Source organism: Alteromonas sp. ABE4_545 (genome assembly GCF_056161325.1).
Map to the genome: position 1 here is coordinate 64271 of NZ_JBSWYY010000013.1, position 16075 is coordinate 80345.

Annotated in this window: 13 protein-coding genes; 9 read left to right on the forward strand and 4 right to left on the reverse strand. The window is 46.9% G+C overall.

Annotation, left to right across the window (positions count from 1 at the left end; genetic code table 11):
* Positions 1-78: 78 nt before the first annotated feature.
* The 3 genes from acnA (at position 79) to ACXAH6_RS12915 (ending at position 4549) form a co-directional block, all read left to right on the forward strand.
* Complete coding sequence (gene acnA, locus ACXAH6_RS12905) at positions 79-2796, forward strand: aconitate hydratase AcnA (protein ID WP_474877414.1); 2718 nt, start codon at positions 79-81, stop codon at positions 2794-2796.
* Positions 2797-2942: 146 nt separating this feature from the next.
* Positions 2943-4130 (forward strand): hypothetical protein, encoded by a 1188-nt coding sequence (locus ACXAH6_RS12910; RefSeq protein WP_474877416.1) that lies wholly within the window; start codon positions 2943-2945, stop codon positions 4128-4130.
* The gene (locus ACXAH6_RS12915; protein ID WP_474877417.1) at positions 4130-4549 is read left to right on the forward strand and encodes a hypothetical protein; all 420 of its coding nucleotides are present in this window, start codon (positions 4130-4132) and stop codon (positions 4547-4549) included. Before ACXAH6_RS12910 ends, ACXAH6_RS12915 begins: the two co-directional genes overlap by 1 nt.
* Here the strand turns inward: ACXAH6_RS12915 and ACXAH6_RS12920 are convergent.
* The 4 genes from ACXAH6_RS12920 to ACXAH6_RS12935 all read right to left on the reverse strand — a co-directional run bounded on the left by ACXAH6_RS12920 (position 4536) and on the right by ACXAH6_RS12935 (position 9037).
* Positions 4536-6629, reverse strand: a complete 2094-nt coding sequence (locus tag ACXAH6_RS12920) for a putative bifunctional diguanylate cyclase/phosphodiesterase (protein ID WP_474877419.1) — start codon at positions 6627-6629, stop codon at positions 4536-4538. The two genes, ACXAH6_RS12915 and ACXAH6_RS12920, sit on opposite strands and share 14 nt — an antisense overlap.
* Positions 6630-6713: 84 nt before the next feature.
* Positions 6714-7037, reverse strand: a complete 324-nt coding sequence (locus ACXAH6_RS12925) for a DUF3392 family protein (protein ID WP_474877420.1) — start codon at positions 7035-7037, stop codon at positions 6714-6716.
* Positions 7038-7161: 124 nt separating this feature from the next.
* Entirely contained in the window at positions 7162-8013 is an 852-nt protein-coding gene (locus ACXAH6_RS12930; RefSeq protein WP_474877422.1) for a sugar phosphate isomerase/epimerase family protein, read from the reverse strand.
* A gap of 13 nt (positions 8014-8026) precedes the next feature.
* On the reverse strand, positions 8027-9037 hold the full coding sequence (locus ACXAH6_RS12935) for a LacI family DNA-binding transcriptional regulator (RefSeq protein ID WP_474877423.1): 1011 nt from the start codon (positions 9035-9037) through the stop codon (positions 8027-8029).
* 259 nt (positions 9038-9296) lie between these two features.
* On the opposite strand from ACXAH6_RS12935, the gene ACXAH6_RS12940 reads away from it, so the two are divergent.
* The 6 genes from ACXAH6_RS12940 to ACXAH6_RS12965 are packed head-to-tail and all read left to right on the forward strand — an operon-like array spanning position 9297 to position 16024.
* Positions 9297-10454, forward strand: coding sequence for a Gfo/Idh/MocA family protein (locus ACXAH6_RS12940; protein WP_474877425.1), 1158 nt, complete (start codon positions 9297-9299; stop codon positions 10452-10454).
* Positions 10455-10478: 24 nt separating this feature from the next.
* Positions 10479-11537, forward strand: a complete 1059-nt coding sequence (locus ACXAH6_RS12945; RefSeq protein ID WP_474877427.1) for a sugar phosphate isomerase/epimerase family protein — start codon at positions 10479-10481, stop codon at positions 11535-11537.
* A gap of 33 nt (positions 11538-11570) precedes the next feature.
* On the forward strand, positions 11571-12797 hold the full coding sequence (locus tag ACXAH6_RS12950) for a nucleoside permease (protein WP_474877429.1): 1227 nt from the start codon (positions 11571-11573) through the stop codon (positions 12795-12797).
* Positions 12790-13671 (forward strand): hydroxypyruvate isomerase family protein, encoded by an 882-nt coding sequence (locus ACXAH6_RS12955; protein ID WP_474877430.1) that lies wholly within the window; start codon positions 12790-12792, stop codon positions 13669-13671. Before ACXAH6_RS12950 ends, ACXAH6_RS12955 begins: the two co-directional genes overlap by 8 nt.
* Before the next feature lie 50 nt (positions 13672-13721).
* On the forward strand, positions 13722-15407 hold the full coding sequence (locus tag ACXAH6_RS12960; RefSeq protein WP_474877432.1) for a GMC oxidoreductase: 1686 nt from the start codon (positions 13722-13724) through the stop codon (positions 15405-15407).
* On the forward strand, positions 15407-16024 hold the full coding sequence (locus tag ACXAH6_RS12965; protein ID WP_474877434.1) for a gluconate 2-dehydrogenase subunit 3 family protein: 618 nt from the start codon (positions 15407-15409) through the stop codon (positions 16022-16024). The genes ACXAH6_RS12960 and ACXAH6_RS12965 overlap by 1 nt, the downstream gene beginning before the upstream one ends.
* Positions 16025-16075: the final 51 nt, after the last annotated feature.

Genomic DNA, 16075 nt, shown 5'->3' on the forward strand with positions numbered 1-16075 from the left:
GCCCAGTCAAAGCAGTAAGTTGGCTGCAAATGGCAGTGTCGAACAGGCCGAGCAAACAGCAAAAAGGAAGGTGTATACATGACTTATCGATCAGTAGAAACCCTGAAACTGGACAATCAAACTCACTATCAAATGATTAGCTTTGACCGCGTCAGCAACCAATTTGACTTAGCGAGATTGCCCTTTTGCATTAAGGTATTGCTAGAAAACCTCTTACGTCACGAACAATCAGACTTTGTGACTAGCGAAGACATTGAACGAGTAGCAAAGTGGGATATTGAAGACACCACGCAGCAAGAAATTGCCTTCGTACCCGCCCGCGTCATCTTACAAGATTTTACCGGCGTTCCAGCGATTGTTGATTTAGCGGCAATGCGTGATGCGGTGAATAAACTAGGCGGAGACGCCAAAGCGATTCACCCTATTAACCCAGTCGAGCTTGTTGTTGACCATTCGGTTATGGTTGACCATTTTGCTGAGAAAGACGCGTACAGTAAAAACACGGCGGTTGAAATTCAGCGCAATAAAGAGCGTTATCAGTTTTTAAAGTGGGGGCAAACCTCTTTCGATAATTTTAAGGTGGTACCGCCCGGGCGGGGGATTGTGCATCAGGTGAACTTAGAGTATCTCGCCCGTTGTGCGTTTACCCGTGAGGATGACGACGGGGCATGGGTTTACCCCGATACATTGGTTGGCACCGACTCTCATACAACCATGATCAACGGATTAGGTGTATTGGGTTGGGGCGTGGGTGGCATTGAAGCGGAAGCCGCAATGCTCGGTCAACCCGTTACCATGCTACTGCCGAAAGTGGTGGGTTTTAAACTTACCGGCGAATTGGCCGCTGGGGTAACCGCAACCGACATGGTCTTAACCATTACCGAGCAACTGCGACAACATGGCGTGGTAGGGAAATTCGTCGAGTTTTATGGGCCGGGTCTTAAGCATTTGTCTACCGCAGACCGTGCCACTATTGCCAATATGGCCCCAGAATACGGTGCTACTTGTGGTATTTTCCCGATTGACGATAGCGCGTTAGATTACCTTAAGTTAACAGGGCGTTCAGCGGCGCAAATTGAGTTGGTGGAGCACTACGCCAAAACTGCGGGCTTATGGCACGACGATGACACACCAGATGCCGTTTTCCACGAAAACCTTAGCCTTGACTTAAACGAGGTCGTTCCTTCCGTTGCTGGCCCTAAACGCCCGCAAGATCGCATTGCCCTGAACAAGGCCGCTAGTGCATTCAAACAGTGGTTTAGCCAGCAAATAGATGTGGTAGACGTAGACGCGCAATCAGACTTTGTTGCTGAAGGTGGCGATGCTCCCTTAGTTGACGAGGAACAGGCGTCGTACGTGGCATTGAATGACGAGAAATTCAATTTACAGGACGGGGCGATTGTTATTGCGGCAATTACAAGTTGTACCAATACATCGAACCCTTCTGTATTGGTTGCAGCAGGGTTACTGGCAAAAAATGCTGCCGAAAAAGGCCTCACGCGTAAACCATGGGTAAAAACGTCTTTGGCCCCCGGTTCGCAAGTGGTGACCCAATACCTAGAAGACGCAGGCCTCATGGCTCCTCTGGAAGCCCTTGGTTTTAATCTTGTTGGCTATGGCTGTACAACCTGTATAGGGAATTCGGGGCCACTGCCCGAACCTATTAGCAAGGCGATCCAAAAGGCGAAACTAACCGTAACGTCTGTGTTGTCGGGCAACCGAAATTTTGAAGGGCGTATTCACCCTGATGTAGCGGCAAATTATTTGGCTTCACCGCCTCTGGTGGTGGCTTATGCGTTGGCAGGTAACATGAATATTGACCTGACTTCGGAGCCTCTGGGTCATGATCAAAACGGTGATCCTGTGTATATGAAAGACATTTGGCCTACCGAGCAGGAAATTCAAGACACCATTCAGGCCAATGTGTCGGGAGATTTGTTTAAACAAAAGTACGCAGATGTATTTAAAGGCAACGATGTGTGGAATGACATGACGGTCTCGAAAACCTCTGTGTATGATTGGCCTGATTCTACTTACATCAAGCATCCACCATTCTTTGAAGGCATGGAAAAATCTCCCAAACCGGTAGAAGCCATCGACCATGCACGTTGTTTGGTGAAAGTGGGAGATTCTATCACCACTGACCACATTTCTCCGGCAGGAGCCATTGCGCCATCAAGTCCGGCTGGTGAATATTTACAGTCACTCGGGGTAACGCCTGAACACTTTAACTCCTATGGTTCTCGCCGAGGCAACCACGAAGTAATGATGCGAGGCACGTTTGCCAATGTGCGTTTAAAAAACCAGTTGGCACCGGGCACCACTGGCAGTGCGACCTCACACTTCCCATCAGGTGAAGCAATGTCGATTTATCATGCCGCTATGCAATATCGAGAGGAAGGGGTGCCCGCAGTTGTGATTGGCGGCAAAGAGTACGGTACAGGTTCAAGTCGAGATTGGGCTGCAAAAGGGCCGGCCCTCATGGGGGTAAGAGCGGTAATGGCACAAAGCTATGAGCGAATTCATCGTTCTAACCTCATAGGAATGGGCATATTGCCGTTGCAGTTTAAATCGGGAGAAAGCGCCGAATCACTGGGTATTGAAGGCTCTGAAACCTTTTCTATTGCGCCGGTTGAAAAAGGGCAAACCGAAGTGACGGTTGTTGTTGAAGACCAACAAGGCGAGGTGAAAAACGTTCTGATGGACGTGAGAATTGATACCGCTAATGAATATACCTATTTTCAGCATGGTGGTATCTTGCACTACGTTATTCGTGATTATTTACGCCGTCAATAGTCATATATCGCCTCGGTATGTCACTTACTGAGGCGGTTCTCTCCGCTGTTTTTACTGTCTTTATCAGGTCGATGTAAAAAGTCTGCATTGGCTGACATTTCGCCTATATTTAAAATTATCCGGTCCTCTACCCATATAGGAATATCATGAAGTCGGCGGTACTTTTGCTCTTTTTGTCTACGACCTCGATAGCGGCGTTCGCAGATGGGATGGTAAACAGCGTCACAGCAAGTGGCTTTGGTCGCGTAGTCGCAGGGTATTTAGACGACGACGCAGTTACCTTCGAAGGGTATAAAAACAGCTGGAACGTAAGTGAGCAGTCACTACTTGCTTTGCAGCTTGATTATCAGGCTACCGACACAATTTCTTTTACCACACAATTACTTGCCCACAGCAGCAGCGAGAGAGACTCGGGGATAGAGTGGTTGTATGTTACTTATCAACCTAATCAGTATTGGCAGTTTAAAGCTGGAAAAATGCGGACGCCTTTTTTCAATTACAGTGATGTTATTGATGTGGGTTTTGCCTACACGTGGGTGTCGGTGCCGCAGCAGTTGTATAGTGCGTTTTTGTTTAATCATTACGAAGGCGCCAGTGCTACCTATCAGTTCTCTGTTGGCGATGTGTTTGGCAATATTGAAGCGTATTATGGGCAGTACGACGATGCTACGCGGTTTCAAGATCAGAGTTTCCCTACATCAATCAGCGATATGATGGGGAGTGTGCTGAACCTACGGCAGGATAATCTCAGTTTTCGGGCGTCATTTTTTACCGGGCTTGCAGATGTGGAGCTTGCACTGGTCACCGATTTTGTCGCTCAGCTGCAAGCTTTGGGCTTTAATGAGAGCGCAAACTCTCTGACCATGCACGGCGACGTAGATGTTTACCAACTCGGGCTTAATTACGACAACTTGGCTTACCGCTTAGGGGCTGAGCTGGTTTCCATTCAATCAGACATAGTATTAGGCTCAAACATTACCAGCTATTACTTGTTTGGCAGCAAGAACTTTGACCCTTTCTCTGTGTCTTTGACCTATGCGAATCTCAATCGTGAAAAGCCTAAAATCGCCGATGATATTCCCTTGGGAGTATCGAGCGAACTGGACATGTTGAATTATGCTTACCAGAGCTTTTTCGCCAATTTTCAAACTGCAGATCTTGAGAGTTACTCGTTAGGTATTCGCTGGGATGTGCGTTACAACATCGCCCTAAAAACAGAAGTGACGCACTTCAAAGGCGAAGCGGGTATCGCTACTTTTGTGCTTAAGTCTGCGTCGGCCAGTTTTGATAATCGTGCCAATCTTTATCAAGTTAGCGTGGAGTTTATATTCTGATGAAACGCTTACTATTCACGGCTGTATTTTATTCGACCCTTGTGTTTGCTGATATTAACAAAGACGACTTAGTGATCGTCGCGAATATGGACGGCGGCAAATTAAACTTACAAAAAGGCGAAGTGATAAATTTGTTTATGGGAGGTGCGAACGAGCTTAATTTGTACCCTGTGTCGCTCAAACCTAATAGCCAACCTAGAGTCATATTTAACACCAAGGTGATCGGGTTGACCGAGTCTCGTATTCAATCTTATTGGTCGCAAATGCGTTTTAGTGGCAGGGCCAAACCGCCGCGTGAGTTTGAATCGGTTGACGAGCTACTGGTCTATTTAGCAGAAAACAAAGGCGCAGTGGGTTATATGCCCAGCTCAATACCAGTGCCAGAGCATTTAACCGTTGTGTACGCTACTTCGAATTAAGTGAATGGGTATTCAGGTCGGTTTTTAATATAACGTCGAGAGGTTGGGGGCTGGAAAAGTAAAACCCTTGTAGCAGGTGGCAGCCACTCTGTAGCAAAAAGTGGAGTTGTTCTTTGTTTTCTACACCTTCTGCGCAGATCGACAGTTTCAACTGTTTGGCCATTTCTATAATGGTATTAGTGATAAGTCGATTGCGTTTAGAAGTGTGAACACTGTCGATAAATTGCTTATCAATTTTGAGGGTATCGATAGATATTTGTGTCAAATAACCTAATGACGAATAGCCGGTTCCAAAATCATCAAGTGCTACTGTGCTTCCCATCGCGTGTATTGCGTCGATGAACACGTTCGCTGATGCGAGATTTTCGAGGTAAGTTGACTCGGTGATTTCAAATTCAAATTGTTCTGCTTTTACTTCGTACAGTGAAAATAGCCGCTTAATGTCACTTAATAGAGTGTCGTCTCTCAAGTCGTGAACCGACAAGTTGATCGCAACAGAAATGTCTGTGGTGTGATGAGCAGAGAGGGCGCTAATATCCTTACATGCTTGTTCCAGCACCCAATGTGTAATGGTTGTGATTTTGCGAGCGTGTTCAGCAATAGAAATAAACTCGTCTGGTGGAATAAAACCGAATGTGGGGGAATGCCATCGTATCAAGGCCTCGTAACCTGCCACTTCCAAGCAACTGTTCATTTTCGGTTGGTAAAACAGCGTGAACTCATTGTTGGTTACGGCGTCGTCTATGGCTTGCGCAATGAGCAATTTACGCTTGTGGTCTTCGACCAGCTGTGTGGTAAAGAGTGTGGTGGTGCCTTTGCCATTTAGTTTCGATGCGTACATTGCCATATCGGCATTGGAAATTAAGGTAGTGGCGTCGTAATTGGCGTCACTGGCCTTGGCAATACCAATACTCACACCTATTTGTACGGTCCAATCTTCTATCGTAATGGGTTTGCTTAGCTGCTTGATTACCAAAGCGGCAATGTTTTTTAGCTGTTCGTCATTCTCGAAGTTGTCTACGGTAATAAGGAATTCATCTCCGCCTAAACGAGCTACAGCGTTGGTCTCGTGAATGATATCGACCAACATACTGGCGCACTCCTGCAGCAACTGGTCTCCCACCCGGTGGCCGTAGGCATCGTTAATGGCTTTGAAGCCGTCTAAATCACAAAACAGCAGGGCAATATCGACGTGTCGTACCGCATCGAGCCGTAAATCTAAGGCTAGTTTATCGAGAATAAACTGACGGTTTGGCAATGCTGTTAAGCTGTCAAAATTTGCTAGCCTTTCCATCAAGCTTTGTTGTTCAAGCAGCTGTGAGTTTTGCTCTTTGTTCAGCTGCATTTCTTCGTTGATATCGCGTAATAAACTATTGATGTCTTTTGTGAGTTCTCGAATTTCTTTCTTGCCACGTAGTTCAGCGGTGAGGGTATAGTTTTTTGTTTTTCGAATTCTGTGTGTCAGGCGCCCTAAGTCGAAGAGTGGCTTAAGTACGAGACCTTGCATATATAATAATAACAGAGTGGTTAACACCACGAGTATCAGTACAAACGGCAGCACTGAGCGCACAAAACGCCATTTGGTTGAATTAAGGGGGCCAGATAAGTCATTCACCATCAACAAATACCCAAGCGGGTAACTGGGTTCGCCAATCATTTTAAGTACGATTACGTTACCCTCAGGCGTTACTGCTGGCGTTCCCACCGACAGGGTATCAAGTGTGTCTAACGCTTGTTGTAACGCTTGACGTTGCAGTTGTTGCTCTAACGGCTGAATGGCAGTACCAATATAGATTTCGGATACCTGTTTATCGAGGTCGAGTATTGCTGCGAGTCTTACGTTGTCGTGCTGATCGAGTCGCAATAACAAGTTGTTGATGGCAAAGCTGTCGCGCGAGGAAGCAAGGTATGGGATCAGGTCGCTGGCTAAATTTTCAGACAAGCCATTCAAATGCTTCGACGCCGATTCGGTATACAAATCTTCGTATATGATAACGGCGAGAATGACGACCGCTGAACTAACGAATATTAGCGCAACGAGTGCTATCGCCGAGATGGTAGAGCGTACACTTTGGAACAACGGCTACTTTGACTATTGGGTGAACATAATCAAAGAATAGCAATGTTCTCTAAAAAGGGGATGTGAAACGGCGAGTTTATTAACCTAAATATATTTTCTGCGCTCAGCAAGTAGGCCTAGCAACAAAAATACCGATATAAACCCAATGCCCTGATACGCCCACGGTAAGTATTGGATAATGTGTTTTAAGAAGGGCGCTCCCCATAGTGTCATTGCGCCATAACCGAATGCACACAACAAAACGAACAAAATACTGCGGACTATAAAGTGATAGGGCGCTATGGCGCGTTTGATGTGCTTGTTAATGAGGTCGCCATATACGACTAATAGCGTCGCCATTAACATGATACTCATGTCATCGAAATAAGGTGAAAAAAACTGGCTAATCTGAGCTAAAAACTGGGTCATAAGTACGACATGACAAAAATACTGTTACCACAGTATATCGCGATTTGACGCAGTGAAACTAGGCTTATGCGGGGAAGAAACGCCTAAAACACAGGTGGTGCTTTAGGCGTATAGAAGCGAGTTGTTACTTCGACAACAAGCGTGATGTGGCCTGATAGCCTTGGCTAATTGTGCGAATTTTGTCATCGGTCATGTCGCGCTCAACAAAGAAGTGTTCAACGCCGGACTCTGCGTTTTTCGCGAAGATACGAGCAAAGTCGATGGTGCCTTTGCCAACATCGGCAAATTCACCGTTTTCGGCTAAATCTTTCACGTGGAATAATTTAAAGCGGCCTGGATGAGCCGCAAAGTAATCAAGAGGATCTTTGCCTGCTTTTACTGTCCAGTATAAATCTAGCTCCATAGCCATTACGTCTGGGTCAATATTATTAAGCAGCACATCGTAAGGCACTTCGCCGTCGGTTACCTGAAACTCAAAATCATGATTGTGATATGCGAAGGTAATTCCCGCTTTTTTACACGCCTCGCCAGCAGTACTGAGCTGTTCTACCAAATCATAGTAGGTTTTAATTGAGGTACCGCGCTGCTCTTGAGTTAGGTAGGGCATCACAATGTATTTGTGGCCAATTTCAAGCGCGTTATCTATCACTTGGTCAATTGACGCATTGATCATATCAAGAGGAACATGGCAAGACGGTGCTTGCAGCCCGTATTTATCCAACATGGCTTTAATGTCTTTGGCTGAGTGTTCATAGTACCCGGCAAACTCAACTTCACTATATCCCGTATCAGCGACCAGTTTCAGCGTGTCTGGTACGCTTTTCGCCATCATATCTCTCAGCGTGTAAAGCTGTAAGCCTACTGCCGGTTTTGGTGACGTTGCGCCTGACATGCAACCCATAGGTAGGCAAGCCGCGCCAGTTACCAGTAACCCACCTTTGAGAAACTGTCGACGTGTTGTTGTGATACGAGTCATAGCTGTTGTCCTCTTATTTTTCCGAAGGTGCAGGGCCTGTGCTGGCTCGCACGATTAGTTCGTATGGCATTATAACTTTGGGCGCTTTTTTAATGCGGCCATTCAGTACATCAAGTAACAAATTCACAGTAGTGCGACCGAATTCTTCTGCCGGTTGCGCGATAGTTGTGAGCGGTGGATCACAAAAGCCCGCAAAGGCGATGTCATCGAAGCCCGCAACCGAGATATCGTCTGGTACACGCAACCCTTTTTGTTTAACCGCGTGAATGGCCCCCATCGCCATTTCGTCGTTCTCGCAGAAAATAGCCGTGGGGCGATCAGAGGCAACCAAAATACGTTGTGTGGCTTGTTTACCCGATTGCAACGTGAAGTCACCGGGATACAAAAGGCTCTCGTCAAAGGGCAAGCCCGCTTCTTCCAAGGCTTGTCGATAACCGCTAACCCGAGATTTTGTTAATGGACTTTCAGCCGGACCTTTTACCATTGCAATGCGTTTGTGGCCGTGTCTGATCAAGTGCTTGGTCATGGCGCGAGCGGCTTCTTGGTTGTCGAGTGCAACGGTAGGACACTCCACTTTATCCAGCACCTCACATGCATTCACCATTGGTAATAAACCTTCTTCGTTCAGCGCGTCTTGAGAGAACGGGTTGTGAGCGCGAAGTTGAATCAGGCCATCTGCTTGCGAGGTTTGCACCATTTGTGCGTACTCGGCTTCAATTTTGGCGCTGCCCATCGTGTTGCCCAGTAAAATGGAATAGCCTTGTTCTGACGCCGCTTCCTGCATACCCACAATAACGCGTGCAAAGAACATATTGGCTACAGTAGGTACTAAAACCACTAAATTGTGGGTTTTGCCTGAGCGGAATTTTACCGCCATCAAATTGGGTTTGTACCCAACCTTCTCTACCGTCTCCATCACCTTGTTACGGGTTTTCGCCGATACTCTGTCTGGCTGTTGTAACGCCCTTGATACGGTGGCAACAGATACCCCTGCTAAGTTAGCAACATCACGAATTGTGGACATAGGGCTTTAAATCCTGAACTAAAAACATGAAAAATGTAACCGGTTTACTCAATTTCGCTATTAGATCTGATAAAAACATAACTTTTATTGCTTGTCACGAGTTTGGCTACAAATTTTTCACATTTATTTATCGATAAGCACATCTTTCACCGCACTTAACGGGGTTTTTTACATTGATAGTTGACAAAGTTTTATGTAATCCGTTACATTTTTACAAATTAAGCAATTTTTTAACATTGTGCAAGGTTTCGGGTGACTCATGGCAATAAAGCAAAAGATCAGATTGGGAATGGTTGGCGGCGGTGAAGGCGCGTTTATCGGTGCAGTTCATCGTTATGCAGCTGGTCTCGACAGTGAATATGAGTTGGTGTGTGGTGCTTTTAGCCGTGATGCAGGCAATAACGCACGGTCGGGCGAAAAGTTGGGTTTGTCAGCTGACCGTGTTTATGCCAGTTGGCAACAACTTATTGAACAAGAATCAAAGTTGCCCGCGGCTTCACGCATTCAGGCACTCACCATAGTGACACCTAATCACCTGCACGTTCCTATCACAATTGCCGCGATGGCTGCGGGCATCCACGTTTTTTGCGAAAAGCCAGCAGCGGTCTCATTAGAAGAGGCCGTTGAACTCAAAGCGGCTATCTCTTCGGCTCCGGTGCTTTATGGCTTAGCGCATACTTACTTGGGCTATCCTCAAGTATGGCAAGCACGGCACATGGTTGCGTCTGGTCAGTTAGGCAAAATTCGCAAGGTGTATGTGGAATATCCGCAAGGCTGGCTAAGCGAAAATATCGAAGGTGATAACAAGCAGGCATCGTGGCGCACAGACCCAGCTCAGGCGGGTGGTAGCGGCTGTATGGCAGATATTGGTACACATGCATTTGGATTGGTGGAATTTGTGCTGGGCCAGAAGGTGACCTCGCTTTGTGCTGATATGTACTCACATATCGACGGCCGTCAATTAGATGATGACGGTGCCGCGTTTATTCGTACCGACGGTGGCGCAACAGGTGTGCTGATTGCCAGTCAGGTGTGTGCCGGTGAAGAAAACCCATTAAAGATTCGTGTCTATGGCGATAAAGGTGGAATGGAATGGCAGCAAATGACGCCAGACACCTTGATATACCGCCCATTAGGTGCGCCGTATCAAGTGCTGCGTTCGGGCCTTGGTCAGCCTGGGCTGTGTGAAGATGCATTAGCCCGTTGTCGCGTGCCATCAGGGCACCCAGAAGGGTATTTGGAAGCCATGGCTAACTTGCTAACAGACTTTGCCGCAGCGATTCGCGCTGGTGAAACGGGCAAAGCAGAAGGGGTACCTGGCTTAGCATCGGGTGTACGCGGTATGGCATTCATTGATGCCATGATTAACAGTAGCCAAGCTGAGTCGGCTTGGGTGCAAGTGGCCGACTTAGGTTGAGTCGAGATTTATTAGGAGCATCTTATGGCTGAAATGAAAGGTCCTGCGATATTTCTCGCACAGTTTATCGGTGATGAAGCCCCCTTTAATTCGTTGGAAAACATGGCGAAATGGGCTGCTGAGTTAGGTTATAAAGGTATTCAGGTACCCACTAATGATCCCCGCTTTATTGATTTGGAAAAAGCGGCAACAGACCAAGCATATTGCGATGAGTTAAAAGCAACCTGCGAAAACGCCGGAGTTGCCATTACTGAACTGTCTACCCATTTACAAGGTCAGCTGGTGGCTGTGCACCCGGCTTATGACGAGTTGTTTGACAACTTTGCGCCTGCTGAATTACACGGTAAGCCGAAAGCGCGTACCGAATGGGCGATTAACCAGCTTAAGTTAGCAGCCAAAGCCAGTCAGAATTTAGGTTTAAAAGCCCACGCGACTTTCTCAGGGGCCTTGTTATGGCATTTGGTTTATCCCTGGCCTCAACGCCCTGCTGGTCTGGTAGAGCAAGGTTTTGCTGAATTGGCAAAGCGTTGGAAGCCCATTCTTGACGCTTTCGATGAAGCCGGTGTTGACGTGTGTTATGAAATTCACCCGGGCGAAGACTTACACGACGGTGCGACCTTCGAGCGCTTCTTAAAAGCCGTTGACTATCACCCTCGTGCCAACATCTTATTTGACCCTTCTCATTTTGTTCTTCAGCAACTGGACTATCTTGATTTTATCGACCGTTATCACGACCGTATCAAGATGTTCCATGTGAAAGACGCCGAATTTAATGCAACTGGTCGAAGCGGTGTCTATGGCGGTTATGAAGACTGGGTGGATCGCCCCGGGCGCTTCCGCTCATTAGGTGACGGACAAGTCGACTTTAAAGGTATTTTCAGCAAGTTGACCCAGTACGGTTTTGACGGCTGGGCAGTGTTGGAATGGGAATGCTGCTTAAAAGACTCGACCCAAGGCGCTGCCGAAGGCGCGCCTTTTATCAGTGAGCACATGATCACACGTTCAAAATACGCCTTTGACGATTTTGCCGGTGCATCAAGCAGTGAAACGCGTAACAAACGCATTCTTGGTTTAGACGATTAACCCCTACAAGCAAGACACAAGGACACAATAATAATGATCACAACCCGTCTTAGTATCATGATGTTTCTCCAGTTTTTTATCTGGGGCGGCTGGTTTGTCACCTTGGGCACGTTTTTAGGTAACAACCTTAGCGCTTCCGGCTCTGAAATTGGCATGGCTTTTTCAACCCAATCTTGGGGGGCGATTATTGCGCCTTTTATTATTGGCTTGATTGCAGACCGTTACTTCAATGCTGAGCGTATTCTCGGTGTGCTCCACATTGTTGGGGCAGGGCTCATGTACGCCATGTACAGTGCCAACGACTTCAGTGAATTCTATCCTTTCGTTTTGGGTTACATGATTGCCTATATGCCTACGTTGGCATTGGTGAACTCTGTGTCATTTGGACAGATGCAAGACCCGTCTAAAGAGTTCGGTAAGATTCGGGTGTGGGGCACCATTGGTTGGATTTTAGCGGGTTTGGTGATCAGCTATGTTTTCTCTTGGGACGCAAAAGCTGCCATTGCCGACGGAATGTTGAAAAACACCTTCATGCTTTGTTCTATCGCCTCATTGGTATTGGGTTTGTATAGCTTTACTTTGCCTGCCACTCCTCCCAAAGCAGCACAAGAGTCGGCAAGCTTGTCGTCCGCATTGGGCCTTGATGCTCTGGCGATGTTGAAAGACAAAAACTTTTTTGTGTTCTTCTTATCGTCAGTACTGATTTGTATTCCACTGGCGTTCTATTATCAAAACGCCAACCCTTTCTTAACCGAAATCGGGGTAGAAAACGCAACAGGTAAAATGACCTTAGGGCAGGTGTCTGAAGTGTTGTTTATGTTGGCTATTCCCGTATTCCTCAATCGCTTTGGCATTAAAATCACACTGTTAGTGGGCATGTTGGCGTGGGTCATTCGCTACGCATTGTTCGCCTTGGGTGATGCAGAGGGTGGTGTGGCGCTATTGCTGGTAGGTATTGCATTGCACGGTATTTGTTACGACTTCTTCTTTGTGTCTGGGCAAATTTATACCAATGCAAAAGCCAGTGCGGCCACTAAGAGTGCAGCGCAAGGCCTCATTACCCTTGCAACCTACGGCGTGGGCATGCTGGTAGGCTTTTGGGTGGCGGGGCAAATTACCGACACCTATACCAGTGAAACAGGCCATGACTGGCAACAAGTGTGGTTCTTCCCTGCGGTGTTTGCATTAGTGGTATTGGTTATTTTCTTTGTCAGCTTTAAAAATGAAGCGGTATCAAAAGAGGATATCCAGAATGGATAACCAACGTCGTGCGTTGCTAAAACACAGTGCTGCAGGAGCGGGTTTACTCGCCCTGTCGGGCGCGGCAATTGCTCCGGCCAAGGCAGCAACCACGCCAGCACTCAAAGGCAATATTCATCATTCGGTGAGTCGTTGGACATACGGTGATTTGAGCATTGATAAACTCTGCCAAACGGTAAAAGCACTTGGTTTTTCTGCTATCGATTTGGTGGGGCCAGAAGATTGGCCAACGCTTAAAAAGTACGGTATCGACTCATCTATGTGCAATGGCGCTGAACTTAATCTCACCGATGGGTGGGGCGACGCGCAATTTCACGACGCGCTCACCGAGCGCTATCTCAAGCACATCGACTTGGTTGCTGAAGCAGGCTATACCAATTTAATTTGCTTTAGTGGCAACGCCAGAGGTATGTCACCAGAGCAAGGGCTTGCGAATGCCGTTGCTGGGCTGAAGCGTATTGTTCCTTATGCAGAGAAGCGAGGCGTGGTACTGCAAATGGAACTGTTTAACAGCAAAGTGGATCACCCAGATTATTTTGCCGATAACTCAGCTTGGGGTATCGCCTTGTGTAAAGCCTTGGGCTCTGAACACTTTAAGTTGTTGTACGACATTTATCACATGCAGATAAATGAAGGTGACATTATTCGCACCATTCAAGATCACCATCAGTATTTTGGTCATTATCACACCGCAGGCGTACCCGGCCGGCACGAGATTAATGACTCCCAAGAATTGAACTATCCGGCAATAGCCAAAGCCATTTTAGCGACCGGCTTTGATGGTTATTTGGCGCAAGAGTTTATTCCTACCGCATCAAACGAACAGGGCCGAATCGCATCGTTACGCGAAGCGGTAATGATTTGTGATGTGTAAATCAAAACTACCCGTAAACGGGCGAACAGGCGACGATAAAGGGGAAAGTAATGGCTACCAATCATTATGATGCAATAGTAGTCGGTTCTGGGATCAGTGGCGGCATGGCAGCTAAAGAACTGAGCGAGAAAGGGCTAAAAGTGTTGATGTTGGAACGCGGTAAGAACATCGAACACATCAAAGACTATGTAAACGCGCACAAAGAATCATGGGATTATCCGCATCGCGACATTCCCACTCAGCAAATGAAGATTGACTACCCAGCAATCAAGCGCGACTACCCGTTAAATGAACAAACTTATGGCATGTGGGCGAACGAGAAAGACTCTCCGTATGTTGAAGAAAAGCGTTTTGATTGGTATCGCGGATACCACGTCGGCGGACGTTCTTTGTTATGGGGGCGTCAGAGTTACCGTTTGAACAAAGAAGACTTCATGGCTAATGCCAAAGAAGGTATCGCTGTAGATTGGCCTATTCGTTATGAAGACGTTAAGCCTTGGTATGACTATGTCGAGAGCTTTGCTGGCATCAGTGGTAATCGCGACGGATTAGACGTGTTGCCAGATGGTATTTATCAACCGCCAATGCCGCTGAATGTGGTGGAAAAAGACCTAGCAGCCCGTATTCAAAAGGCCTTTAAAGGCGAGCGTCATATTCTCAATGGTCGTACTTCAAACATGACCGAGCCAAAACCAGAGAACAACCGTGTTAATTGTCAGTATCGCAATAAGTGCTGGTTGGGTTGTCCTTTTGGTGGCTATTTCAGTACCCAATCAGCCACGTTACCTGTGGCAATGGCTACGGGTAACTTAACCGTTCGTCCTTTCTCTATTGTTTCGCAATTGATTTACGACAAAGACAAAAAACGCGTGACGGGCGTTGAAGTTGTGGATGCAGAGAATAACCAAACCTATGTGTACACCAGTAAGATCGTGTTCTTGAATGCGTCGGCATTGAACTCAGCTTGGATCTTGATGAACTCTGCCACCGATGTATGGGAAGGTGGATTGGGTAGCAGTAGTGGTGAACTTGGCCACAATGTTATGGATCACCATTTCCGTGTGGGTGCGTCAGCCGAAGTTGAAGGCTTCGACGACAAATATTATTACGGTCGTCGACCATCTGGCTTCTATATTCCGCGTTTCAGAAACTGGGCGGGTGACAAACGAAACTACCTCAGGGGCTTTGGTTATCAAGGTTCGGCTAGCCGCAGTGGCTGGCAGAAAAATATCGCCGAGCTTGGCATTGGCGCAGATTTGAAAAATGCCATGAGTGAGCCTGGCGGCTGGACCGTAGGCATGACAGCATTTGGTGAGATGTTACCAGACCACAGTAACCGCATTTATCTTGATAAAAACAAAAAAGACAAATGGGGTTTACCTGTATTGGCAATGGACGTGGAAATCAAAGCCAATGAATTGGCTATGCGCAAAGACATGAAAGATGACGCCATGGAAATGTTTGAAGCCGCGGGTTTGAAAAACATTCATGGTTATGACGCTGAATATTTCCCAGGTATGGGCATTCATGAAATGGGTACAGCGCGCATGGGGCGTGATCCTAAAACATCGGTACTCAATGGTCATAACCAAGTGTGGGATGCGCCAAATGTTTTTGTTACCGACGGAGCCTGTATGACATCGGCTTCTTGTGTTAACCCTTCTCTGACTTATATGGCATTGACAGCCCGCGCGGCAGCATTTGCTGTAGAAGAACTCAAAAGAGGTAACCTGTAATGGAACGACGCGACATACTCAAAATGATAGGCGCAGCCACTGGGTGTGCTTTTGTTGGCAGTAACGCTATGGCGTGGGACAAACCTCGTTCGGCCACTTTGCCAGCCAATGCCGGTTTTTCACCGGAGGATATTGGCTTTTTGAATGAAGTGGGTGAAGTGATTATGCCTAAAACCAATACGCCGGGGGCAAAAGATGCCAATGTGGGTAAAACCATGGCTATCTTAATCACAGATTGCTACACCGAAGAAGAAAAGGCCTTGTTCAGAGATGGTATGAAATCGGTTGACGCTAAAGCGCAAAAGGACTTCGGTAAACCCTTCTTGTTACTAGATAAGACCCAAAAGCACACATTGATCAGTGCATTGAATGATGAAGCGATGGCTTACAATCACAAGAAAGGCGTGTGGATGAGCGGTACAACTAAGCCAGGTTTACGCGAACCCGGCAGCGATGCGCCCTTACCTCATTATTTTACGCTCATTAAACAACTTACTTTGTTTAGTTTCTTTACCTCTAAGGTGGGGGCGACACAGGTATTGCGTTATGTGGCAATTCCGGGCAAATACGATGGCGATTTACCGTATAAAAAAGGCGATCGTGCTTGGGCAACCTAAGTTGCCCTTCGGTTTTTTGATTTGCTAAAAAGCTAACGACTATGAGAATTG